Source organism: Pseudomonas sp. C11, assembly GCF_034683865.1.
Lineage (GTDB): Bacteria > Pseudomonadota > Gammaproteobacteria > Pseudomonadales > Pseudomonadaceae > Aquipseudomonas.
In genome coordinates this window covers 249696-271767 of the sequence record NZ_JAWIIP010000006.1, presented here as the reverse complement: position 1 = coordinate 271767, position 22072 = coordinate 249696, and the positions used below count along the sequence as shown (strand labels likewise).

General features: G+C 64.3%; 14 protein-coding genes. 2 read left to right on the top strand and 12 right to left on the bottom strand.

Annotated elements, in window-relative coordinates; all coding sequences use genetic code 11:
• Positions 1–41: 41 nt before the first annotated feature.
• The 7 genes from VC352_RS12270 to VC352_RS12240 all read right to left on the bottom strand — a co-directional run bounded on the left by VC352_RS12270 (position 42) and on the right by VC352_RS12240 (position 13321).
• Positions 42–1319, bottom strand: coding sequence for a bifunctional O-acetylhomoserine aminocarboxypropyltransferase/cysteine synthase (locus VC352_RS12270; protein WP_322979836.1), 1278 nt, complete (start codon positions 1317–1319; stop codon positions 42–44).
• A 122-nt stretch (positions 1320–1441) separates the two neighbouring features.
• Positions 1442–3232, bottom strand: a complete 1791-nt coding sequence (locus VC352_RS12265) for an SLC13 family permease (protein ID WP_322979835.1) — start codon at positions 3230–3232, stop codon at positions 1442–1444.
• 254 nt (positions 3233–3486) lie between these two features.
• Positions 3487–4950: a protein adenylyltransferase SelO gene (gene selO, locus VC352_RS12260; RefSeq protein ID WP_322979834.1), complete on the bottom strand. Its 1464-nt coding sequence runs from the start codon at positions 4948–4950 to the stop codon at positions 3487–3489.
• Between the two features lie 18 nt (positions 4951–4968).
• On the bottom strand, positions 4969–8316 hold the full coding sequence (gene mscK, locus VC352_RS12255) for a mechanosensitive channel MscK (RefSeq protein WP_322979833.1): 3348 nt from the start codon (positions 8314–8316) through the stop codon (positions 4969–4971).
• 104 nt (positions 8317–8420) lie between these two features.
• Complete coding sequence (locus VC352_RS12250) at positions 8421–10166, bottom strand: potassium/proton antiporter (protein ID WP_322979832.1); 1746 nt, start codon at positions 10164–10166, stop codon at positions 8421–8423.
• A gap of 158 nt (positions 10167–10324) precedes the next feature.
• Entirely contained in the window at positions 10325–12130 is a 1806-nt protein-coding gene (locus VC352_RS12245; protein ID WP_322979831.1) for an acyl-CoA dehydrogenase, read from the bottom strand.
• 150 nt (positions 12131–12280) lie between these two features.
• Positions 12281–13321, bottom strand: a complete 1041-nt coding sequence (locus tag VC352_RS12240) for a nitronate monooxygenase (RefSeq protein WP_322979869.1) — start codon at positions 13319–13321, stop codon at positions 12281–12283.
• 109 nt (positions 13322–13430) lie between these two features.
• Here VC352_RS12240 and VC352_RS12235 point away from each other — a divergent pair, with 109 nt between their 5' ends.
• A complete protein-coding gene (locus VC352_RS12235) occupies positions 13431–14285 on the top strand; it encodes a 23S rRNA (adenine(2030)-N(6))-methyltransferase RlmJ (RefSeq protein ID WP_322979830.1) in 855 nt (284 codons plus the stop codon).
• Positions 14286–14358: 73 nt separating this feature from the next.
• Here the strand turns inward: VC352_RS12235 and VC352_RS12230 are convergent, their stop codons facing one another.
• The 4 genes from VC352_RS12230 to VC352_RS12215 all read right to left on the bottom strand — a co-directional run bounded on the left by VC352_RS12230 (position 14359) and on the right by VC352_RS12215 (position 19317).
• Entirely contained in the window at positions 14359–15618 is a 1260-nt protein-coding gene (locus VC352_RS12230) for an HD-GYP domain-containing protein (protein ID WP_322979829.1), read from the bottom strand.
• A gap of 70 nt (positions 15619–15688) precedes the next feature.
• Positions 15689–15886 carry a putative motility protein gene (locus VC352_RS12225; RefSeq protein ID WP_322979828.1) on the bottom strand — a complete coding sequence of 66 codons (198 nt, stop codon included), beginning with the start codon at positions 15884–15886 and terminating at the stop codon, positions 15689–15691.
• Between the two features lie 10 nt (positions 15887–15896).
• Positions 15897–16556 carry a peptide-methionine (S)-S-oxide reductase MsrA gene (gene msrA / locus VC352_RS12220; RefSeq protein ID WP_322979827.1) on the bottom strand — a complete coding sequence of 220 codons (660 nt, stop codon included), beginning with the start codon at positions 16554–16556 and terminating at the stop codon, positions 15897–15899.
• 49 nt (positions 16557–16605) lie between these two features.
• A complete protein-coding gene (locus VC352_RS12215; RefSeq protein ID WP_322979826.1) occupies positions 16606–19317 on the bottom strand; it encodes a putative bifunctional diguanylate cyclase/phosphodiesterase in 2712 nt (903 codons plus the stop codon).
• Between the two features lie 138 nt (positions 19318–19455).
• Here VC352_RS12215 and VC352_RS12210 point away from each other — a divergent pair, with 138 nt between their 5' ends.
• Positions 19456–19983 (top strand): hypothetical protein, encoded by a 528-nt coding sequence (locus VC352_RS12210; RefSeq protein ID WP_322979825.1) that lies wholly within the window; start codon positions 19456–19458, stop codon positions 19981–19983.
• Positions 19984–20063: 80 nt separating this feature from the next.
• Here the strand turns inward: VC352_RS12210 and aceF are convergent, their stop codons facing one another.
• Entirely contained in the window at positions 20064–22061 is a 1998-nt protein-coding gene (gene aceF / locus VC352_RS12205; protein WP_322979824.1) for a dihydrolipoyllysine-residue acetyltransferase, read from the bottom strand.
• Positions 22062–22072: the final 11 nt, after the last annotated feature.

Genomic DNA, 22072 nt, shown 5'->3' with positions numbered 1-22072 from the left:
ATGACACCTATCTGGAGCCGAAAACGCAGCTTTTCAAGCGATCAGCCGCGCGCGGCCTCGAGTGCCTGGGTCAGGTCGGCGAGGATATCGTCGATATGCTCGATGCCGATGGACAGGCGCACCATGTCGCGCGGCACGCCGGCCTTCTGCAGTTCCTCGTCGCTGAGCTGACGGTGGGTGGTGGAGGCCGGGTGGCAGGCCAGCGACTTGGCATCGCCGATGTTGACCAAGCGCACCACCAGTTGCAGTGCATCGATGAAGCGGGCACCGGCTTCCTGACCGCCCTGGATGCCGAAGGAGAGGATCGCCGCCGGCTTGCCGCCAAAGTAACGTTGGGCCAGTTCATGCTCGGGGTGATCGACCAGCCCGGCGTATTTCACCCAGGCCACTTGCGGGTGGTTTTGCAGATATTGCGCGACTTTCAGCGCGTTCTCGGTGTGCCGCTCCATGCGCAAAGCCAGGGTTTCCAGACCCTGCAGGATGAGGAAGGCATTGAACGGCGACAGTGCCGCGCCAGTGTTGCGCAGCGGCACCACGCGGCAGCGGCCGATGAATGCGGCTGGGCCGAAGGCTTCGGTGTAGGTGACGCCGTGGTAGGACGGATCGGGCGTGTTGAGCAGCGGGAAGCGCGCCTTGTTATCGGCCCAGGGGAATTTGCCGGAGTCGACCACGATGCCGCCGATGCTGGTGCCATGGCCGCCGATGTACTTGGTCAGCGAGTGCACGACGATGTCTGCGCCATGCTCGAAGGGGCGGCAGAGAATCGGCGTGGCCACGGTGTTGTCGACGATCAGCGGCACGCCATGGCGGTGCGCGGCTTCGGCCAACGCCGCGAGGTCGACGATATTGCCGGCCGGGTTGCCGATGGATTCGCAGAACACCGCCTTGGTGCGCTCGTCGATCAGCGCTTCCAATGCGGCGATGTCATCGTGCGCGGCGAAGCGGGTCTGGATGCCGAAACGCGGCAGGGTGTGGGCGAGCAGGTTGTAGGTGCCGCCGTAGAGTTTGGCCACCGAGACGATGTTGTCGCCGGCTTCGGCCACGGTCTGGATGGCGTAGGTGATGGCGGCCATGCCGGAGGCCACGGCCAGCGCACCGACGCCACCTTCCAGGGCCGCCACGCGCTCTTCGAGCACGGCGTTGGTCGGGTTCATGATGCGCGAATAGATGTTGCCGGCGACCTTCAGGTCGAACAGGTCGGCGCCGTGCTGGGTGTCGTCGAAGGCGAAGGAGCTGGTCTGGTAGATCGGTACCGCCACCGCCTTGGTAGTGGGATCCGGGTCGTAGCCAGCGTGGATGGCGAGTGTTTCCAATTTCATGCGAGCGTTCCTTCAGGGCAGATTGAAAGGATCGCAGCATGGATAAAGCGACGAGGCCCGGTCAATGCGCTGGCGCAATGAAACGGGCCTTGGGTTAGATCGTTGTATTCGTAGCTTATGCCTTAGACCGGCGTCAGCGGGAAGAACCAGGGGATGATCGCTGTGCCTACGGCCCAGAGCAGCAGGTTCAGCGGAATACCGATACGCATGAAGTCGGTAAAACGGTAGCCGCCGGCGTTGTATACGAAGGTGTTGGTCTGGTAGCCGATGGGGGTAGCGAAGCTGGCACTGGCGGCGAACATCACCGCCACCACGAAGGCGCGCGGGTCGACGCCCAGGTGCTGAGCGACGCCGATGGCGATGGGCGTCACCAGCACGGCGACGGCATTGTTCGACAGCACCTCGGTGAGCACCGAGGTGAACAGGTAGATGAAGCTCAGCATCAGCAGCGGGCCGGCCCAGGGTAGCCAGCTCATGACGTGCTCGACCACCAGCTTGACCAGGCCGACCTTGTCCATGGCGATGCTGATGGCGAGCATGCCGAAGATCAGGCTGAGGATCTTCCAGTCCACGGCCTTGTAAGCGTCCTCGACGTCGAGGCAGCGTGTGGCCAGGACGGTTACCGCGCCGATGATCGCCAGGCCTTCGATGGGCATGACGCCAAAGGCCGCCAGCAGCATCACGGCCAGCGTGGCGATGATGGCGATCGGTGCCTTGTCGCGGCGGAAGGCGCGTTCCTGCACGGCGTTGAGGCTGATCAGCTCGCCGTTGTCGGCGAAGCGCTTGATCTGCGTGGGAGTGCCCTCGACCAGCATCACGTCGCCGAACTGCAGCTGGAAGTCGTCTAGGTTGCCCTGCACGTTCTCGTCCTGGCGGTGAATGGCCAGCACGGCGATGCCGTAACGTGCACTGAGGTCGAGGTCGCGCATCGGTCGGTGGCTGTAGCGCGAGTTCCGCCCGACTATGGCTTCGGCGAGGATCACATCATGGCTGCTGATGGTTTCGAAGGCGTCGCCGCGGTTGAAGCTCAGGTGGCCGCTTTCGCGCAGCTCCACCACGTCCTTGACCTGGCCGTGCAGCAGCAGGCGGTCACCGCTGGCCAGCAGGGTGTCGGCGCCCGGTTCGCTCAGTTCCTGTTCATCACGCACTAGCTTCAGTACCTGCAGGCCGCTGCCGCCGTTGAGGTTGGCTTCGTGCAGGGTCTTGCCGATCATCGGCGAGTCGTGCGGCACCAGCAGTTCGGTCATGAAGGTGCGATCCAGATCCGGTCGCAACTGGCGCGACAGCGTCTCACGTTCGGGCAGCAGGCGATGGCCGATGGTCAGCAGGTAGAGCATGCCGCAGGCCGCCATCACCAGGCCGGCGCCAGTGATTTCGAAAATGCCGAATGGCTCCAGGCCGGCCTTGCGCGCGACGCCGTCGACCAGGATGTTGGTCGAGGTGCCGATCATGGTCAGCGTGCCACCCAGGATGGTGGCGTAGGACAGCGGGATCAGCAGCTTGGAGGGCAGGGTGCCGGCGCGGCGCGCCAGGGCGATGGCGACCGGGGTGAGGATCGCCACCACGGGGGTGTTGTTCAGGCCGGCCGACACCACCAGGGCGGTGATGGTCAGGCCGGTGAGGACGCGAATCGGGTTGGTGCCGACCAGTTCACCCAGCCAGTTACCCAGTGCGTCGATGCAGCCGGTGCGTTCCAGCGCGGCGGAGAGCACGAACATGCAGGCGATGGTTACCGGTGCCGAGTTGGACAGCACGCTGAGCACCTCGCTGGGCGCCAGCAACTGGGTGACCAGCAGGGCGGCGACGGCAATCGCGGCGACGATGTCCGGGCTCCACTTCTCGCGGACGAAGGCATAGAGCACCCAGATCAGCAGGGCGCCGACGAACAGCAGGGGCAGGGAATCCCAGAACATGAACATCCTTAGAACCTGCCGGTGGATCTGCTGCGGGCGACGCTCGCGAAATCGTGGACAGAGGTTCTGCGTCGAATCTCGTGTGAGGTATCGGGCACGCACTGGGCGGCCTGGCTGGGCGCCACGATAGAGGGGTTCTCTTAGATAGTCTAAGAATGTTTGGGTAGATTGATATGCCTTTTCGGTTTAACGAATAAGGCGCGTTCGTCCGCTGCGCAAGGCGTTGAAATCAGGCTTCAGCGGCTGGTCGGGGATCAGGATGAGCAACTGATTTCCAGGTGTTTGCCCCACTCCGGTGGGCGTTCGGCGTAGCGCTCCATCCCCGGCTGTTCTTCGAAGGGCCGCGACAGCACAGTGTGCAGCTCGCGTACCGGGCCATAGTCGCCGGCTTCGGCCGCTTCGATGGCCTGCTGCGCCAGGTAGTTACGCAGGATGTACTTGGGATTGACCGCGTGCATGCGTGCCTGGCGCTCGCCTTGCTCGCCGCCTTCTTGCTCGCAGCGCGCCAGGTAATCGCGGCCCCAGGCATCGAAGCCGGCGATATCGACGAAGTCATCACGCACGACATTCAGCGCCTCGGCAGGTGCCTGCTCGCCGAGACGGCGGAAGAACAGCGTGTAGTCGGTAGCTTTGCCGGCCTGCATCAGCTGCAGCAGGCGCTGGATCAGCGTTTCGTCATCCTCCTGCGCGCTGCTGAAACCCAGGCGTTTACGCATCAGGTCGAGGTAATGCGCCTGGTACAGCGGTAGGAACAGATCCAGGGTGGCGCGCAACGACTCGACCTCGACGACCGGCGTCAGCGCCTGGGCCAGCGCCGCGAGGTTCCAGTGGGCGATGGGCACCTGGTTGCTGAAGCTGTAGCGGCCGGTGTCATCGGAGTGGTTGCAGATGTGGTTGGCATCGAAATCATCGAGGAAGGCGTAGGGGCCGTAGTCGAAGGTGATGCCGAGGATCGACATGTTGTCGGTGTTCATCACACCATGGCAGAAACCATAGGCCTGCCAGTGGGCGATCATCTCGGCGGTGCGTTCGACCACCTCGCGCAGCATCGCCAGCCAGGGTTCGTCCTGCTCCAGGCAGTGGGGGAAGTGGCAGGCCAGGACATGCTCGCCGAGTACCTTCAACTGGTCGTGCTGGCGCGTGTAGTAGAAGTATTCGAAGTGGCCGAAGCGCACGTGGCTCGGCGCCAGACGCAGCACCATCGCCGCGCTTTCCTTCTTTTCGCGCCAGACTGTTGTATTTGAGCCGGTGACGCACAGTGCGCGTGAGCTGGGGATGCCGAGGGCATGCAGGTGTTCGCTGGCAAGAAACTCGCGGATCGAGGAGCGCAGCACCGCGCGGCCATCACCCATGCGTGAGTAGGGCGTCATGCCGGCGCCTTTGAGGTGCAGATCCCAGTGCTCGCCGGCCTCGTTGAGTACCTCGCCCAGCAGCAGGCCACGGCCATCGCCCAGGCGCGGCGTGTAGCCGCCGAACTGATGGCCGGAATAGACCATGGCGCGCGGCGCGGCCGCGTCCCACAGCTTGTGCCCGGCGAACAGTTCGGTGAATTCCGGGCGCTGCGCTTCGGCCGGGTCGAGGTCGAGCAGCGCCATGGCTGATTCGCTGACCACCACCAGCCGCGGCTGCTCGATGGGCTCGGGCAATATTTCCGTGGCGAACGCTTCGCCGAGACGGGCGAAGCGGTTGTCGAAGGTCAGTTGGTCGAGCGTTTTCACCGGATTTTCCTCTGTGGGTCAGGGCGCCACGGGCGGCGGTGGGAGCTTGCTATCGGCCGCGCCGGCTGCGGCGATTTTCGCCAGATCCTTCTGATCGAGCTTCTGCTCGCCGTGCTCCAGGTTCTTGACGTACACCTCGACCTGGCGGAAAGCGATGTTGATGCCGTGCTTGGGAAACTCGCGGTCGATGAAGCGGTTGATCTCGTCGGTGGCCGGGTTGCGGTCGCCGAGGTCGCGTACATGGATGCGCAGCTCATGATCCAGCGTGCTTTCACCGAAGTTGAGGAAGTAGACGATGGGCGCCGGATCCTTGAGTACCCGCGCATTTTCCTGCGCGGCCTGCAGCAGCAGCTTGCGCACCAGATCCAGATCCGAACCGTAACCGACGCCCACCTTGAGGGTGACACGGGTGACCGTGTCGCTCAGCGACCAGTTGATCAACTGGCCGGTGATGAAGGTCTTGTTCGGAACGATGATTTCCTTGTGGTCGAAATCGGTGATGGTGGTGGCGCGGATGCGGATCTTGCTCACGGTGCCGGACAGATTGCCGATGGTCACCACGTCGCCGATACGCACCGGGCGCTCGAAGAGGATTATCAGGCCGGAGATGAAGTTGGCGAAGATCTCCTGCAAACCGAAGCCCAGGCCGACCGACAGGGCCGCCACCAGCCACTGCAGCTTGTCCCAGCTGACACCCAGCGTCGACAGCGTGGTGACGATGCCGATGGCCACCAGCGCGTAGGACAGCAGCGTGGTAGTGGCGTAGGCGCTGCCCTGCGCCAAGCGCATGCGTGACAGCACCAGCACCTCGAGCAGGCCGGGCAGGTTACGCGCCAGTGCCACGGTGATGGCGATGATGAGCAGGGCGCCGAGTACGTCCAGCAGGCTGATCGGCACCAGCGCAGCGGTATTGCCGGTGCCGCTGCTGTATTCGTAGAGGGTGACGGTTTCCAGGTAGGTGAACACGCCGATCAGGTCGGCCCAGACCCAGTACAGGCAGACCAGGAAACCGCCCATCAGGGCCAGGCGGATCAGGCGCAGGGACTGCTGGTTGACCTGCTCGATGTCCAGCGTGGGTTCTTCGATGGGCGCTTCGCCGTCCAGGCTCTCCTTGCTTTGCGCCTGGCGCTTGGCCAGGGCGCGCTGGTAGGCCAGGCGTCGTGCTGCCACGCTCAGCCCACGCACCAGGGTGGCTTCGACGATGAGCAGGATGATCAACAGGTAGAGCGTGTCGATCAGGCGGTCGGTGAGCTTGAGCGAGGTGTAGTAGTAACCGAAGGCGACCGCACCGATCAGCGCCAGCGGCAGCAGGTTGAACAATACGCCGAGGCCGGTGCGCAAACCCGAGGCGTTCTCGCGCAAGGGCGCGTTGAACAACAGGCTGAACAGCATCCAGGCCATCAGGGCATAACAGCTGATGACCACGGCAATGCCGATCACGTCGCTCGCCAGGCTCTCGGGCTGATGCTCGGCGATGCTCACTACCGCGACCAATGCCATCACCACCAGCCCCAGGCGGCGCATGTGTTGGCGGAAGAAGGCGACGTTGGCCGGTGGCCAATGGAAATGCAGGACGGCCACGCCATCGGGGGACAGGATGCGGTGCAGGGTATAGAACACCAGCCAGGCCTCGGCCATCTCGTACAGTGCGCCGCCGAGATAGAGGTTCTGCCCACGCGCATCGTGCAGCAGGGCATAGCCGCACAGTGCCAGCAGCAGGGTGACCGGCAGGGCCAGGATCAGGTTCAGCCCCAGGGCCAGAGGGGTGTGCAGCTGGCTGTCGTGCTTGTAGTGGCCGATATCGGCGTGCAGTTCGCTGAGCTTGCCGAAGAGGTATTGGCGGCGCCAGAGAATCACGGCGCAGAGCAGGATCAGCGGCAGGAACACCAGCGGGCGCTCGATGAGCCCGGCCCCCAGCTCGCTGATGGCCATGCCCCAGGGGATTTCCGCAAGCTGCCGCTGCAACTGGTAGGGCGCCATCTTCAGCCATTCAAGATCGAGCGGCTTGTTGCTGGGAATCCAGAACATCTGCTCGTCGATGGTGGCGCGCAGGCTGCTGGCGGTGCTCTGCAGCTCCTTCTGGTTGATCTGCAGGGTGATCGATTCGTTGAGCAGGGCGTTGAGCGAGCGGCTCAGTTTTTCCAGCAGTTCGCGACGGGTTGCCAACTGATCGAGCATTGCCTTGCGCAGCTCCGGGGTGATTTCCTCGCTGGGTTGGTCGGCCAGCAGCTTGTCCACGTAGGCGTTGGGGTCGCTGATTTCGTCGCGCTGCTTGTTCAGTTCGAACTGATAGAGGCGGATATCAGCGATGTCATCGGCCAGCGAGCCATCCTCGTGCTTGAGTTGCGGCAGCGCCTGCTTCTGCTGATAGAGGATCTTCGACAGCAGCAGGCTGCCCTGCAGGACTCGGATCTGCTCGTCCAGGGCCTGGTTGGCCTGGTTCAGGTTGTCCAGTTGCTGGCGCGCTCTGAGGTTCTCTTCCGTGCGGCTGTTGAGGCGCTCGGTCGAGCGCAGCAGGTAGTCGGAGAGCTTGAGGTTGAGCGTACTTTCCTTGGCCAGCAGCTTGTCGGAGCTGGTGCGCGCGGCTTCGCGCGACTGTTCGGCGACGGTCTGTTCGGAGTCTTCGCGGCGGCGCTCGTTGATCAGCCCCTGTAGATCCTGGCGTTCCTGCTCGGCACGGCGAATGCGCTCGTCGAGCAGGGCGCGCTGCGCGCTGCCGAGATCCTGCAGCAGGCTGTTGCTGGCCAGTTCCTGGCGGCGTAGCTGGGTTTGCAGCGTGAGCATGGCCAGCTCGGCATTGAGCTGGTCGCGCCGCTCCGGGCTCAGCGGCTTGCCGTCGATGCGCCCGCTCTTGAGGCTGGTGTTGATGTCCTGACTGCGCGTTTGGTTCTGACTGATCTCGGTCTGGGCGCGCTCGGGGCGATTCTGCGCGCTGATGATCAGGCTGTTGGCGTCGATGATCGCCTTGTTCCAGTCACTGATCTGGCTGGAGCGCTCACTCAGCAACTGATCCAGCTGATCCAGCGACAGGCGTCCGTAGCGCTGCGCAACGGACACCTCGGGGCTGGCCTTGAGCCGGCTCAGCTCGCGCTGTGCATCGGTGATCTGGCGCGGGGCCTTGTCGATCTGCAGGCGCAGGTCGTTCAGGCGCTGTTCGGCACTGTCGCGATCCTGGAGCATGCGCAGGGTCTGCTCCAGGGTTTGCTTGAGGGCCAACTGATCGGCCTCGGGCAGTTTGCGGTCGGCCAGGCTGTCCAGGCTCTGCTGAACATCGGCGGCTTTGGGCAACTCATCGGCTTGTGCCGTGCTCAGGCCGAAACACAGGAGGGTAAAGGTGACTGCAAGAAAAAGGCGCAGCTTGGGCATGATGATCCGGTGACCGAGGAAGTGGGCGTGCTCAGTGTAGAGTGGCGGACGCGTCGACGCCGGTCGAGAGCGACCGGCGTCAGCTGTGCGATCCTAGCAAAGTCTCAGAGGAACAAGCCGGGACCGGGGCGACTACCTTCGGGGAATCTGACGCCGACCTTGCGTACCTTGTTCCCTTCCATGGCGGCGACCGTCCAGGTCAGGCCCTGCCATTCCACCTGGTCACCGACCACCGGCTCACCGCCGATCTCGTGGGCGATGAAGCGGCCCAGCGGCTGATTGCCTTCGACGTCATCGAGCTTGAGGCCGTAGAGCGTGGCGATGGCATTCAGCTCAGCGTCGCCTTCCAGTACGAAATCACCGAAGAAACGCAGATCCTGGCCACGCTTGGGCGCCTGGCTGAACAGCTTGCCGAGGGCCGGCAGGTCATGCTCGTGGCCGATCACGCAGAGCAGGTCGCCCGCCTCCAGGCGCGTACTGCCGGAGGGGTGAAGCAGTTCGCGGCCACGGAACAATGCGGCGATGCGAGTGCCTTCCGGCATGTTCAGCTCGCGCAGGGCGGCGCCGATGCACCATTTCTCCGCCCCCAGGCGATAGACGAACAGCTCCCACTGGCTGGTCGGATGCACCTCCAGCCCGGCGCGCGACACCGGCGCCGGCTCCGGCGGTACGGTGACGCGCATCAGCTTGGCCGCCAGCGGCAGGCTGGTGCCCTGCAGCAGCAGGGAGATGATCACGATGAAGAAGGCCACATTGAAGAACAGCTGCGCGTTCGGCAGCCCAGCCATCAGCGGGAATACCGCGAGGATGATCGGCACCGCGCCGCGCAGGCCGACCCAGGCGATGAACGCGCGCTCGCGATCATGGAAGGCGCGAAACGGCAGCAGGCCAAGGAAGATCGACAGTGGCCGCGCGAAGAGAATCATCCACAGCGCCAGGGCCAGTGCTGGCAGTGCGATGGGCAGCAGCTCGTGGGGTGTGACCAGCAGGCCGAGTACCAGGAACATGCCGATCTGCGCCAGCCAGGTGAGGCCGTCGAGCATGTGCAGGATGCCGTGGCGCGAGCGGATTGGCCGGTTACCGAGCAGCAGGCCGCACAGGTAGATGGCGAGGATGCCGCTGCCGCCGACGGCCGTGGTGATGGCGAAGATGATCAGGCCGCCGCTGACCACCAGCAGGGGGTAGAGACCGGCGGCCAGTTCCATGCGGTTGATCAGTTTGAGCAACAGCCAGCCACCACCGAGCCCCAGCAGGGCGCCGAGGCCGAACTGCTGCACCAGCTGGATGGGCAAATCCCAGCTGAAGCCGCTCTGGCCGCTGGCGAGCATGGCGATCAGGGTGATGGTGAGGAACACCGCCATCGGGTCGTTGCTGCCGGATTCGATTTCCAGCGTGGAGCTGACCCGCTCGTTGAGGCCGCGTCCGCCGAGCAGAGAGAACACCGCAGCGGCGTCAGTGGAGCCGACGATGGCACCGATCAGCAAGCCTTCGAGCAGGGTCAGGTCGAACAGCCAGGCGGCGGCGAGGCCGGTCAGCCCGGCGGTGATCATCACGCCCACGGTGGCCAGGGACAGTGACGGCCACAAGGCCACGCGGAAGCTGGAAACCCGGGTACGCATTCCGCCATCGAGGAGGATCACGGCCAGCGCCAGGTTGCCGACCAGGTAGGCCAGCGGGTAATTGTTGAAAACGATACCGCCGGGGCCGTCGGTGCCGGCGAGCATGCCGACGCCGAGGAAGATCACCAGGATTGGGATACCGAAACGCGTGCCGAACGCGCTGACCAGAATGCTGGCCGCCACCAGCAGAGCGCCGATCAAGAACAGATTATTGATGGCGCTGGCGTCCAACGGCGTACTCCTGGTCCAGTGAAGAGAGTGCGCCGTCATGCATGGCGCGTGCCAGGGATTCTAACCGTAGCCTTTGCCTGTCTGTCAAAAAGGTTATTACATTTTTCGCGATGCCCCCGGAGCTGCGCGTGTGCAGAGCTCCGGGGGCGCGAATGACTTCAGAACCAGGCGTCCTGCATGCTCAGGCAGGTATCGTCGCGCGCTTCGAGAATGGCCAGCTCGTGATGGCAGCCCGGCACCTCCCAGGTCAGGAAGTAGCGCGCGGCCTGCAGCTTGCCGCGATAGAAGGCTTGCTCCTCGGCATTATCGGTACGCGCCAGGCCCTCTTCGGCGCGAATCGCCTGCTCCAGCCAGCGCCAGCCGATCACTGTGTGGCCGAACGCCTTGAGGTATAGCGCCGAGTTGGCCAGCCCCTGGTTGACCTTGCCACTCATCAGATCGCCCAGCAGCGCCAGGGTTACCGTTTGCAGGCGCGCCACGAGTTGCTCCAGTGGCTGACGCAGAGCCGTGAGCGATTCATGCGTACCGGCGCGCTGACAGCAGTCGTTGATCAGCTTGAGCAATTGCTTGAGCGCCGCCCCTCCGTTCATCGAGACCTTGCGCCCGAGCAGGTCGAGCGACTGGATGCCGTGGGTGCCTTCGTGGATCGGGTTGAGGCGGTTGTCGCGGTAGTACTGCTCCACCGGGTATTCGCGGGTGTAACCGTGGCCGCCGAGAATCTGGATCGCCAGCTCGTTGGCCTTGAGGCAGAACTCCGACGGCCAGGATTTGACGATAGGGGTGAGCAGGTCGAGTAGTTCCAGCGCCTGCTGGCGTTCGTCGGCGGTGGCCAGGGTCTGGGTGTCATCGAACAGGCGCGCCGCATACAAGCCGAGGTCGAAGGCACCTTCGACGTAGGCTTTCTGCGTCAGCAGCATGCGCCTTACGTCAGCGTGTTCGACGATGGAGATTTGCGGGCTGGTCGGATCCTTGCCATCGGGCTGACGGCCTTGCGGGCGGTTGCGCGCGTAGTCCAGCGAATACAGGTAGCCGGCATAGCCGAGCATGATCGCGCCCATGCCGACGCCGATGCGCGCCTCGTTCATCATCTGGAACATGTAGGAAAGGCCCGCATGCGGCTTGCCCACCAGGTAGCCCACGCATTCGCCGTTGTCGCCGAAGTTCAGCGCCGTGGAGGTGGTGCCGCGCCAGCCCATCTTGTGGAACAGCCCGGCCAGGGTCACGTCGTTGCGCGCGCCCAGGCTGCCATCCTCATTCACATGGAACTTGGGCACCAAAAACAGGCTGATGCCCTTAACACCCGGCGGTGCGTCCGGCAGCTTGGCCAGCACCATGTGCACGATGTTCTCGGAGATCGGCTGGTCGCCGCCGGAGATGAAGATCTTGTTGCCCTTGATCCGGTAGCTGCCGTCGGCGTGCGGCTCGGCCTTTGTGCGGATGTCCGACAGCGACGAGCCGGCGTGCGGCTCGGTCAGTGCCATGGTGCCGAAGAAGCGGCCATCGATGATCGGTTGCAGATAGCGGGCCTTCTGCTCCTCGCTGCCGAAGGCTTCGATCAGGTTGGCCACACCCATGGTCAGCATCGAGTAGGAGCTGGTGGCGATATTGGCCGACTGGAAATGCGCGAAGCAGGCCTGTGACAGCAGGTTGGGCAACTGCATGCCGCCGTGCTCGAAATCGCGGGTGGCATTGAGGAAACCGGCTTCGTGGAAGGCACGCAGAGCGGGCTCGACCTCTGGGATCAGCACCGCGCCACCATCGACGTACTGCGGCTCGTTTTCGTCGTTCTTGCGGTTGTGCGGGGCGAACAGTTCCTCGGCGATGCCGCGTGCAGTGCTGATGGCCGCGTCGAAGGTTTCGCGATTGTGATCGGCGAAGCGCGGACGTTGGGTCAGGGCTTCGGCGTCGAGCACTTCGTAGAGTTCGAACGCCAGGTTGCGGGAGCTGAGCAGGGTCTCGGACATGGAACGGGCCTCCAGATGATCGACCGAGTCTAGGCAGCCTGCCGCCCAACTGCCCAGCATCATCATTCACCGTGATAATCACAGGTCGGTGTCTGTAGGGCGGGTGCAACCCGCCATAACCGAGACGGCAGGTTGCACCCGACCAGGATCTCAGGCGAAGCCCCGCGCCAGCTCGCGGGTCAGCTCGGCCGCCGGCATCGGCCGGCAGTTGGCAATGTTCTGACCGGCCCACAGCGGCGAAAAGTCCCCGCTGCCTTGCGCTTCGGCTGCCGCTCGCAAGGGGGCGATGGCTGCAGTGGCCAGCGGGAATTCCGGCGCCTGCGTGCTGAGCGGCCCCAGCTCGCGCATCAGGCGGTTGACGATGCCGCGTGCCGGGCGCCCGCTGAACAGGTTGGTCAGTGCTGTATGGCGCGCCGCCGGGCTTTGCAGGGCGGCACGGTGGATGGCGCTGGTATTGGCTTCCGGGCACAGCAGATAGGCGCTGCCGACCTGCACGCCCGCTGCGCCCAACGCCATGGCTGCGGCCACGCCACGGGCATCGCTGATGCCACCTGCCGCGATCACCGGCACGTCGAGGGCTTCTACCAACTGCGGCAACAGGGCGAAGGTGCCGAGCTGGCGGCTAAGGTCATGGTCGAGAAAGTGTCCGCGATGGCCACCGGCTTCCAGGCCCTGCGCGATCACCGCATCGACGCCGTGTTCCTGCAGCCAGAGTGCTTCGTCCAGCGTGGTGGCGCTGGAGAGGATCTTCGCGCCGCTGCGCCGCACGCGCTCCAGCAGGGCATGCGGCGGTAAGCCGAAATGAAAGCTGACCACCGCCGGGCGGAACTCCTCCACCAGTGCGGCGGCCTCGTCGTTGAAGGGCAAGCGCCCCGGCCCGCTGGCGATATTCGCCTGATCCACGCCCAGCTCACGGTAGTAGGGCGCCAGTGCTTCGCGCCAGGCCGCATCGCGTCGTGCATCCGACTCGGGCGGTACATGGCTGAAGAAATTGAGGTTGAACGGGTGTGTGGTCAGGCTGCGTAGCATCTCCAGCTCCTGACGCAGGGCTGTCGGCGTGAGCATGGCGCAGGGGATCGAACCCAGGCCGCCAGCCTCGCATACGGCCGCCGCCAGGCGGTGATCCTGCGAGCCGGCCATCGGTGCTTGAATCAGAGGGAGTTCGCTGCCGAGCAAGTGTTGCAGAGACATCATGTGCTCTCGCTGTCCGCTGAGGAGGTAACCAGCGTGCCATGCTGCAAGCCACGATGCGAGCTGCTCTTGGCCTGTTAAACTGCGCGCCTGATTCGAGGACTCCCGCATGAACTACCGCCACGCCTTCCATGCCGGCAACCACGCCGACGTGCTCAAGCACCTGGTGCTGACTCGCCTGATCGCCCTGCTGTCGAAGAAAGAGACGCCCTTCGCCTACCTCGACAGCCATGCCGGCATCGGCCTCTATGATCTGCAAGGCGACCAGGCCAGCCGTACCGGCGAGTACCTGGAAGGCATCGCTCGCCTGTGGCAGGGCGCGCAGTTGCCGGACGCGGTGGAGGCTTATCTGGAAGTGGTGCGGGCCATGAACCCGGACGGCGAGCTGCGCTACTACCCCGGCTCGCCGGAGCTGGCACGTCTGCTCAGTCGTGAGCAGGATCGGCTGCAGCTCAACGAGAAGCACCCCGAGGATGGTCGCCTGCTCAAGGACAACATGCGCGGCGACCGGCGCGTGGCCGTGCACCTGGGCGAAGGCTGGCACGTGCCACGTGCACTGATGCCGACCCGCGAGAAGCGCGTGCTGCTGCTGATCGATCCGCCCTTCGAACAGACGGACGAACTGCAACGCTGTGTCGAGGCCTTGAATGAAGCGCATGGCCGCATGCGCCAGGCCATCGTCGCGATCTGGTACCCGATCAAGGACGAACGTCAGTTGGCGCGTTTCTACCGTGACCTGCAAAAGAGCGCCGCGCCCAAGTTGCTGCGCGCCGAGCTGTACGTGCACGCCCCGGACGATGCCACGCGCCTGAGCGGTTCGGGCCTGGTGATCAGCAACCCGCCATGGGGCCTGGAGGACGAGCTCAGGCAACTGCTGCCGTGGTTGGCCGATGCGCTCGGCCAGAGCCAGGGCGGCTGGCGCCTGGATTGGCTGATAGAAGAAGCCACAAGCGGTAAGTCATAAGCGTAGCCCGGATGAAATCCGGAAGCCGTGCCCTCCGATCCTCGGATTGCATCCGGGCTACAAGCATGCAGCCTTAGCCCGGCTTGTGATTGGGCTCGATGTGATAGCTCAGGTTGCGCCGCGGGCTGAGGTACTCCAGCACCTCCAGCGGTAGCTGCGAGGGGCGCAGGCTGCGGGCGATGGCCTGCCTCGGCTCCTGCGCCAGGTCGAGGATCAGCGCTTCCTGCTTGGGTATCTCCGCGTCGTAGAGAATCAGCGTCGGCTTCAGTGCCTGAGTCGGGTTCATGCCCAGCACCAGCGCGTAACGCTCGTCTTCGAGCTGTACCAGGCTGCCCGGCGGGTAGATCCCCATGACCCGGATGAAGGCCTTCAGCATCACCTCGTCGAAACGTTCGCGCTGCTGCTTGAACATCAGCGCCAGCGCTTCGTGCGGGCTCAGCGCCTGGCGTGGGTCGAGCGGGTTGCACAGGCCGTCGAAGTGATTGGTGATGGCCACCAGACGACTCAGGCGGCCGATGCCGGCTTCACGCAGACCGCGCGGATAGCCAGTGCCGTCGCAGTGTTCGTGATGCTCGTGGATGATGCGCAGCACCTCGTCATCGAGCATCAGCTTCTGCCCCATGCGCAGGCCGAAATCGGTGTGCATCTGCAGCAATTGCTGTTCCGGGCGGGTCAGCGGTTCGGGTTTGAGCAGCACCTTGCTCGGCACTTCCATCTTGCCGATATCGTGCAGCAGCGCGCCCAGGCCAATGCTGTGGCAGGCCTCGCTGTCGAGACCGAGCTGACGGCCGAGCAGCAGCGACAGGACGGTGACGTTGAGCGCATGGAAGTAGCTGTCCTCGGCGGCCTTGCCGGTGATGCCGTGGAGCACCACGCCAGGTGCGCCGAGCAGGGTCTCGACCATCTCGCCGACGATGGCTCCAGCCTGGCGCATGGCATCTTCCGGGCGGCTGCGCAGGGTCTGGTTGAGCGACTTGATGCGCTGGCTGGCATCGATGAAACGGCGATCCACTTCGGCCAGGCGACTGCGCAGGTGGCGCAGTTTCTGCGCACGTTCCTGGCGGGCGAGGCTTTCCGGATCGACCGCAGCCTGTTCGCCGGCGCTGGGCTCCAGAGTGGGCTCTTCGGAGAGCTTCAGCGGCGGGCAGTCACTGCGTGAGGGATCATAGCGCAGTTGCTTCAGCTTCAGGGCACGCAGGGCGCGGAGCTGCCCCTCGTCCTTGATCTTGAAGTTGCTGAAGGCGAAATCATGCTCCCACCAGCTCAGATCCAGCTGTATGTACAGGCCTATGCAAAGTTGCTCGGGAGTGATGGTAGGGAGAGGGGCGGCCATGCCGGACTCATCGATTGCTGGCTAAGTGCCCGCAGTTTAGTCCGGCTGATGGCATAAAGGCATCTGTTGTTCAGGCTGTCACGTCGATGCTGTTGCCCAGATTCGGCGGATTGCTCGGTGTGCTGGCCGGCGCTGCCGCCTGTACCAGCCCCGCCATGTTGGCGGCCTGTAGATCCAGGGTCTTGCGCAGCAGCAGAAGCGACATCTGCGCGGCAGTCTGCGAAGAGGCCTGACTGGATACCTGGCTGGCGATGCTGCTCAGTTCCACGATGTTCGACTCAGATGGCGTGTTCAGGGGGTAGACATACGCCTGTTCCGCCGAGGCCGCAATAGCCGTTGGGGTTCTTCGCCAGGTACTGCTGATGGTAGGTCTCGGCGTAGTAGAAGGTCGGCGCCTCGGCGATTTCCGTGGTGATGCTGCCCATGCCGGCCTTGTCCAGCTCGGCCTGGAAGCGTGCCTGGCTGGCCAGCGCTGCGCGCAATTGCGCCTCGTCCTGGCAGTAGATGGCCGAGCGGTACTGGGTGCCCTGGTCGTTGCCCTGGCGCATGCCCTGAGTCGGGTTGTGCGCCTCCCAGAACACCTTGAGCAGCGCTTCGAAGCTGGTGTGTTGCGGATCGAACACCACCAGCACCACCTCGGTGTGCCCGGTGAGCCCGGAGCAGACTTCATCATAGGTGGGGTTGGGGGTGTAGCCACCGGCATAACCGACCGCCGTACTGAATACGCCCGGCTGCTGCCAGAAGCGTCGTTCGGCCCCCCAGAAACAGCCGAGGCCGAACACGGCCTGCTGCAGACCTGCAGGGAAGGGCGGTTTGATCGGGTGGCCGTTGACGTGGTGAGTGTCGGCCACCGGCAGCGGTTCGGCACGGCCGGGCAGCGCCTGTTCGGCTGTCGGCAGGGCGAGTTTATGAACGAGAATCTGCGAGCGCAAAACCATGGCGATCTCCTGTAGATGGCAGATTGTGGACTGCGTGCCGAGGCGCGTGTTACGTCCGTTGGTCGGTCGAGCTCTGTGGCCGGCACGGATAGCGGCGCAGGCTGTCGATCAGGTCGCGACCCGGGATGGGTTTGTCGAACAGGTAACCTTGCCCGATATCGCAGCGCTGGCGACGCAGGAAACCGAGCTGGGCCGCGGTCTCGATGCCTTCGGCCACCACCTTGAGCTTGAGGTTGTGGGCCATGGCGATCACCGCCGAGGTGATTTCCATGTCGTCCTGATTGTCGGGGATGTCCTTGACGAAGCTGCGATCGATCTTGATCACGTCGATGGGAAACTTCTTCAGGTAGCTGAGCGACGAATAACCGGTACCGAAATCGTCCATGGCCAGGGTCAGGCCCAGGCTCTTCAGGCGGCCGAGTTGGTGGCGGGTGTCATCGGTGGCCTCCAGCAGCAGGCCCTCGGTGAGTTCCAGCTCCAGCAGGCGCGGGTCGAGTTGCTCTTCGTGCAGGATGGCGGCGATGGAGCCGACCAGATCCGGGTCGGAGAACTGTTTGGGTGACAGGTTGATCGCCACCTGCAATTCGCCCATGCCGATGGCGGCAATCTGCTTGCTCATCCGGCAGGCCTGGCGCACCACCCACTTGCCGATGGGGATGATCAGCCCGGTTTCCTCGGCGACGCTGATGAACTGATCCGGGCGGATCATGCCCTTCTCCGGGTGCTGCCAGCGCAGCAGGGCTTCCATCCCCACCAGTTGTCCGGTCTTGAGGCACAGCTTGGGTTGGTAGAACACCTCCAGCTCGCTCTGGGTCAGGGCGCGGCGCAGGTTGTTCTCGACGAACAGCTTGTAGTTCGCCTCGGCGTTCAGCGCTTCGGTGAACTGCTGCACCTGATGCTTGCCGTTGGCCTTGGCCTTGTGCAGCGCCAGGCCGGCATGTTTCATCAGTGTCTGCGGATCGCCGCCATGCTTGGGGGCCAGTGCCAGGCCGACCGAGCCGGTGATGCTGATCAACTGGTTGTCGACGAACAGTGGCTTGTCCAGGGTCTGCAGCACCTGATGGGCGATACGCTGGGCGGTATCTTCATCGCTGCCGTCGAGCAGGATGGCGAACTCGTTGCTGGCGAAGCGCGCCAGCGTACCTTGCATGCCCAGGCTGTTGCGCAGGCGCCGGGCCAGGGCGGCGAGCAGCTTGTCGCCGGTCTGGTGGCCGAGGCTGTCGTTGATCCGTTTGAAGTTGTCGATGTCCACCAGCAGCAGTCCGAGCGATTGCTCGGGGTTGCGTGCGAAACGCTCTTCCAGGCTGCGAATGAACGAAGGGCGATTGCCCAGGTTGGTCAGGTTATCGGTATAGGCCAGGCGCTCGATGCGCTGCTGGGCCAGTTTGGTCTCGGTGATGTCTTCGTAGATGCCGATGTAGTGGGTCAGCTCGCCATCGTCACCGTACACCTTGGAAATCGACAGTTGGCCCCAGTAGGGCTCCTGACTCTTGCGTCGACTGCGGAACTCGCCCTGCCAACTGTTGTGTTCGGCCAGGCTTGAGGCGTTGTCGAACAGCAGATCGCTGAGGTTGGCCAGGGCCGGCAGCTCGGACAAACGCTGGCCGCAGACCTCGTCGCTGCTGTACAGGGTGATGGCGGTGAAACTGGGGTTGACGTATTCCACCATGCCGTCGCGATCGACCAGCAGGAAGGCGCTGGCGCTTTGTTCCACGGCGCGCTGGAACAGGTTCAGGGCATGGGTAGCGTCGCGCTTCTGCTGGTTGATCAGCACCTGCGCGTACTGGTCTGCGAGTTCGCCGGCGAAGGCGATTTCATCGGCTTGCCAGGGGCGGGGCGCGCCTCGGTGTTCCAGGCAGAGGACGCCGACCACTTCGCCATCCACGCGGATGCTGGCATCTAGTACGGAGGTGATGTCTTCCGGCGCGAGGTAGCAGGCCGCCAGCTCGCGGGTGCGTGGATCCTGGCGGGCGTTCTGCGCATCGATGGCGCGCCCGCTGCGCAGGGCTTCGAGGTAGATCGGGAAGCTGCGCGTATCAAAGCCCTGCAGGCTGTCGTGGCGTTTGAGGCCGGCGCGGTAGAGCGCGACCGATTCGATGCTGTGCTGATTGATGCGCCAGATGCCGGCCTGGGCGATGCCGTAGGCTTCGCAGGCCACCTCGGTGATGAGTTCGGCGGCTTCGCGCAACGGATCGGCCGACAGGTAGCGTTGTCTGGCCAGGCGCACGATCAGTGCCTGGCGGGTGCGCGCACGCGCCAGATGGTCGCGCTGCTCCTGCTGGGTGAGCTGGAGCAGCGCTGCCGTGTCGGCTTGCGGCTTGGCCGGCAACTGCAATTCGTAGTCGGTTTCGACGCGCTCGGCATTTTCCCCGCTGGTGACCAGCAGGTAGCCACGCAGTAATTGGCGATTGCGCTGTTTGAAGGGTTCGCCGACTTCCAGCAGGTTCAACGGGCCGAGTGGCGTGTGCAGGGTGTAGTGGACGATGTAGTGAGGGCTGCTCAGCAACTGCTGCTGAATGGAATCGTGCAATCCGTAGCGCGCCTCAGGCTCCATCAGGCTGGCATAAGGTGCGTCCACCAGCGCGCAGAGTTCGGGGGCGCTCACGCCCAGTGCCCGCTCGCAGGCCGGGTCGAGAAACAACAGGGCCCAGCTTGGCTCGTTCAAGCGCTCGAAACGCAGCATCCCGAGCCGCGAGGGCACTGGCAACTGCGTCACAACCTCGGCTGCCAGGCGGTTGCCGGCATCGGGATGGCTTTTCATTGGGCGGTGGGCTTCCAGTATGCTGGCCATACGAGCGGAGGATTTCGTCGCAGCAGCGGTGCCGGCAGGGGCAATCGCGGCGTGCGGGCAAGCACCGGCTCGGGCCTACTTCACTATAGCGTTCGGCAAGGGTGCATGATGCGATCGTTACTGACAAGAAAACTCATGGTGTTGGTGCTGCATAGCACGCTTTTTTCTTCGGCATCCGCGTTGGCGGCCACAAATGACGGGCTCCAGGGCGAGGAACAGGCGGCTTACCTGAGCGAACTCAAGCGACTTTATCTGACCTCGGACGAACGCCAGGCGCTGCTGGCGCACAGCAATGCGCTGCTCGACACCTATGCGTTGCGCGCGGCCTACCAGGTGGGGCAGGCGCAGCGTGACGATCTCACTTATCGGTTGAGCACCGGTGCATCGGGCGAATTGATCCTGCGTGAGGAAGTGCGTGGCAGTCAGGGTACAGCGGTCAGTGTGCGCAACCGTCACCTCTCGGTGTTCGGGCTCGATCCCTATATCCGCTATGAATGTCCGCCGAGCGGCATTCGCTGCACGCTGCTCAACCCGCGTGACGGGCAGCCGTTGCTGACCATCGTGCGTGATCTCGGTGGTGCTGCCGAGCTGGCCAAGGCGCTGAGCTTTCTGATCCGTAACGTGCAGAAGGGCTGAAAAGCCCTAATCACGGGCAAAAAAAACCCCACCCAGATTGGGCGGGGTTGAGGATGCGAGCGTGGCGTGCTCGAAACGGTTTACAGCAGGATGGTGCGAATGTCCGCCAGCACCTGCGACAGGCGCTGAGTGAAGCGGGCAGCGGCTGCACCATTGATCACGCGGTGATCGTAGGACAGCGACAGCGGCAGCATCAGACGCGGCTGGAAGGCCTTGCCGTCCCAGACCGGTTGCATGGTCGCCTTGCTGACACCGAGGATCGCCACTTCCGGCGCGTTGACGATCGGCGTGAAGCCGGTGCCGCCAATGTGGCCGAGGCTGGAGATGGTGAAGCAGGCGCCCTGCATGTCGTCAGCCGACAGCTTCTTCTTGCGTGCCTTGTCGGCCAGTTCGGCCGCTTCGGCTGCCAGTTGCAGCAGGCTCTTTTGGTCGACGTTCTTGATTACCGGCACCAGCAGGCCGTCCGGCGTATCGACGGCGAAGCCGATGTGCACGTACTTCTTGCGGATGATCGCCTTGCCGCTCGGTGCCAGCGAACTGTTGAAGTCCGGCAGTTCTTTGAGCAGGTGAGCGCAGGATTTGAGCAGCAGCGGCAGCACGGTCAGCTTGACGCCAGCCTTCTCGGCCACGGCCTTCTGCGCGACACGGAAGGCTTCCAGATCGGTGATGTCGGCCGAATCGAACTGGGTCACGTGCGGCACGTTGAGCCAGCTGCGGTGCAGGTTGGCGGCGCCGACCTGCATCAGGCGGGTCATCGCCACTTCTTCGACTTCACCGAACTTGCTGAAGTCCACCGCCGGGATCGGCGGGATGCCGGCGCCGCCGGTAGCGGCAGCAGCAGTCGCCTGCGGTGCGGCCTTGGCCTTCTGCATCATGGCCTTGACGTAAACCTGCACGTCTTCCTTGAGGATGCGACCTTTCGGGCCGGTGCCGGCGATATCCGCCAGTTCCACGCCGAAATCACGCGCCAGCTGACGCACGGCCGGGCCGGCGTGCACCTTGGCGCTGCTGCGCTTGGGTGCATTGGCCGGGTCGGCAGCAGCGGCCGACAGCGAGGCGATGGCGCGCACTTCGGCGGCCACTTCCGGGGCGGCGCCTTCCGGCACACGGTGCACTTGCTGGCTGGCTTGCGCCGGTGCGGCGGCAGGGGCTGCGCCGGCTACCTTGAGCTTGAGGATCAGATCGCCGGTGCCGATTTCGTCATCCAGCTTGACCAGCACTTCTTCCACCACGCCGGCAGCCGGCGAGGGGATTTCCATGGAGGCCTTGTCGGATTCCAGGGTCAGCAGGCCCTGGTCGGCTTCGATGCTGTCGCCGGCCTTGATCATGATCTCGATGACCTTGCCCTTGGCGCTGGAGCCGATGTCCGGGACGTGCACGTCCTGCACGCTGCTGCCGCTGGCTGCGGCGGCCGGTGCCGGGGCTGCTGCAGGTGCGGCAGCTTGTGCGGGTGCGGCGGCTGGAGCCTGAGCAGCGGCGGCCGGGGCGGCCCCTTCGACTTTCAGCTTGAGGATCAGATCGCCGGTGCCGATTTCATCGTCCAGCTTGACCTGTACCGACTCCACCACGCCGGCAGCCGGCGCGGGGATTCCCATGGAGGCCTTGTCGGACTCCAGGGTGATCAGCGACTGGTCGGCTTCGATACGGTCGCCGGCCTTGACCATCACTTCGATGACCTTGACCTTGCCGTCGGTGCCGATGTCCGGCACGTGCACGTCCTGCACGCTGCTGGTTGCGGCAGCGGCAGCGGCAGCGGCAGCGGCAGGCGCGGTGGCCGGAACAGCCGCTTTCGGGGCTTCGGCGGCTGGTGCGGCTTCGGCTTTCGGCGCCGGCGCGGCTTGCGCAGCACCTTCGACTTCCAGCACCAGCAGCTCGTCGCCTTCCTTCAGGCGGTCGCCGATCTTGACCTTCAGTTCCTTGATGACGCCGGCCTTGGGCGCGGGCACCTCCATGGAGGCCTTGTCGGACTCCAGAGTCAGGATGCTCTGGTCGGCTTCGACACGGTCGCCGACCTTGACCAGCAGTTCAATGACCTCGCCTTCACCACCGAGGTCGGGTACGCGAATCAGTTCACTCATCGCTACGCTCC

Bases quoted from the DNA above. Each gene is read 5' to 3' on its own strand.
- VC352_RS12240 (WP_322979869.1), bottom strand. From the start codon at position 13,321: ATGTCTCTGCAACACTTGCTCGGCAGCGAACTCCCTCTGATTCAAGCA.
- mscK (WP_322979833.1), bottom strand. From the start codon at position 8,316: ATGCCCAAGCTGCGCCTTTTTCTTGCAGTCACCTTTACCCTCCTGTGT.
- VC352_RS12210 (WP_322979825.1), top strand. From the start codon at position 19,456: ATGCGATCGTTACTGACAAGAAAACTCATGGTGTTGGTGCTGCATAGC.
- VC352_RS12270 (WP_322979836.1), bottom strand. From the start codon at position 1,319: ATGAAATTGGAAACACTCGCCATCCACGCTGGCTACGACCCGGATCCC.
- aceF (WP_322979824.1), bottom strand. From the start codon at position 22,061: ATGAGTGAACTGATTCGCGTACCCGACCTCGGTGGTGAAGGCGAGGTC.
- VC352_RS12230 (WP_322979829.1), bottom strand. From the start codon at position 15,618: ATGGCCGCCCCTCTCCCTACCATCACTCCCGAGCAACTTTGCATAGGC.
- VC352_RS12235 (WP_322979830.1), top strand. From the start codon at position 13,431: ATGAACTACCGCCACGCCTTCCATGCCGGCAACCACGCCGACGTGCTC.
- VC352_RS12245 (WP_322979831.1), bottom strand. From the start codon at position 12,130: ATGTCCGAGACCCTGCTCAGCTCCCGCAACCTGGCGTTCGAACTCTAC.
- msrA (WP_322979827.1), bottom strand. From the start codon at position 16,556: ATGGTTTTGCGCTCGCAGATTCTCGTTCATAAACTCGCCCTGCCGACA.
- VC352_RS12265 (WP_322979835.1), bottom strand. From the start codon at position 3,232: ATGTTCTGGGATTCCCTGCCCCTGCTGTTCGTCGGCGCCCTGCTGATC.
- VC352_RS12215 (WP_322979826.1), bottom strand. From the start codon at position 19,317: ATGAAAAGCCATCCCGATGCCGGCAACCGCCTGGCAGCCGAGGTTGTG.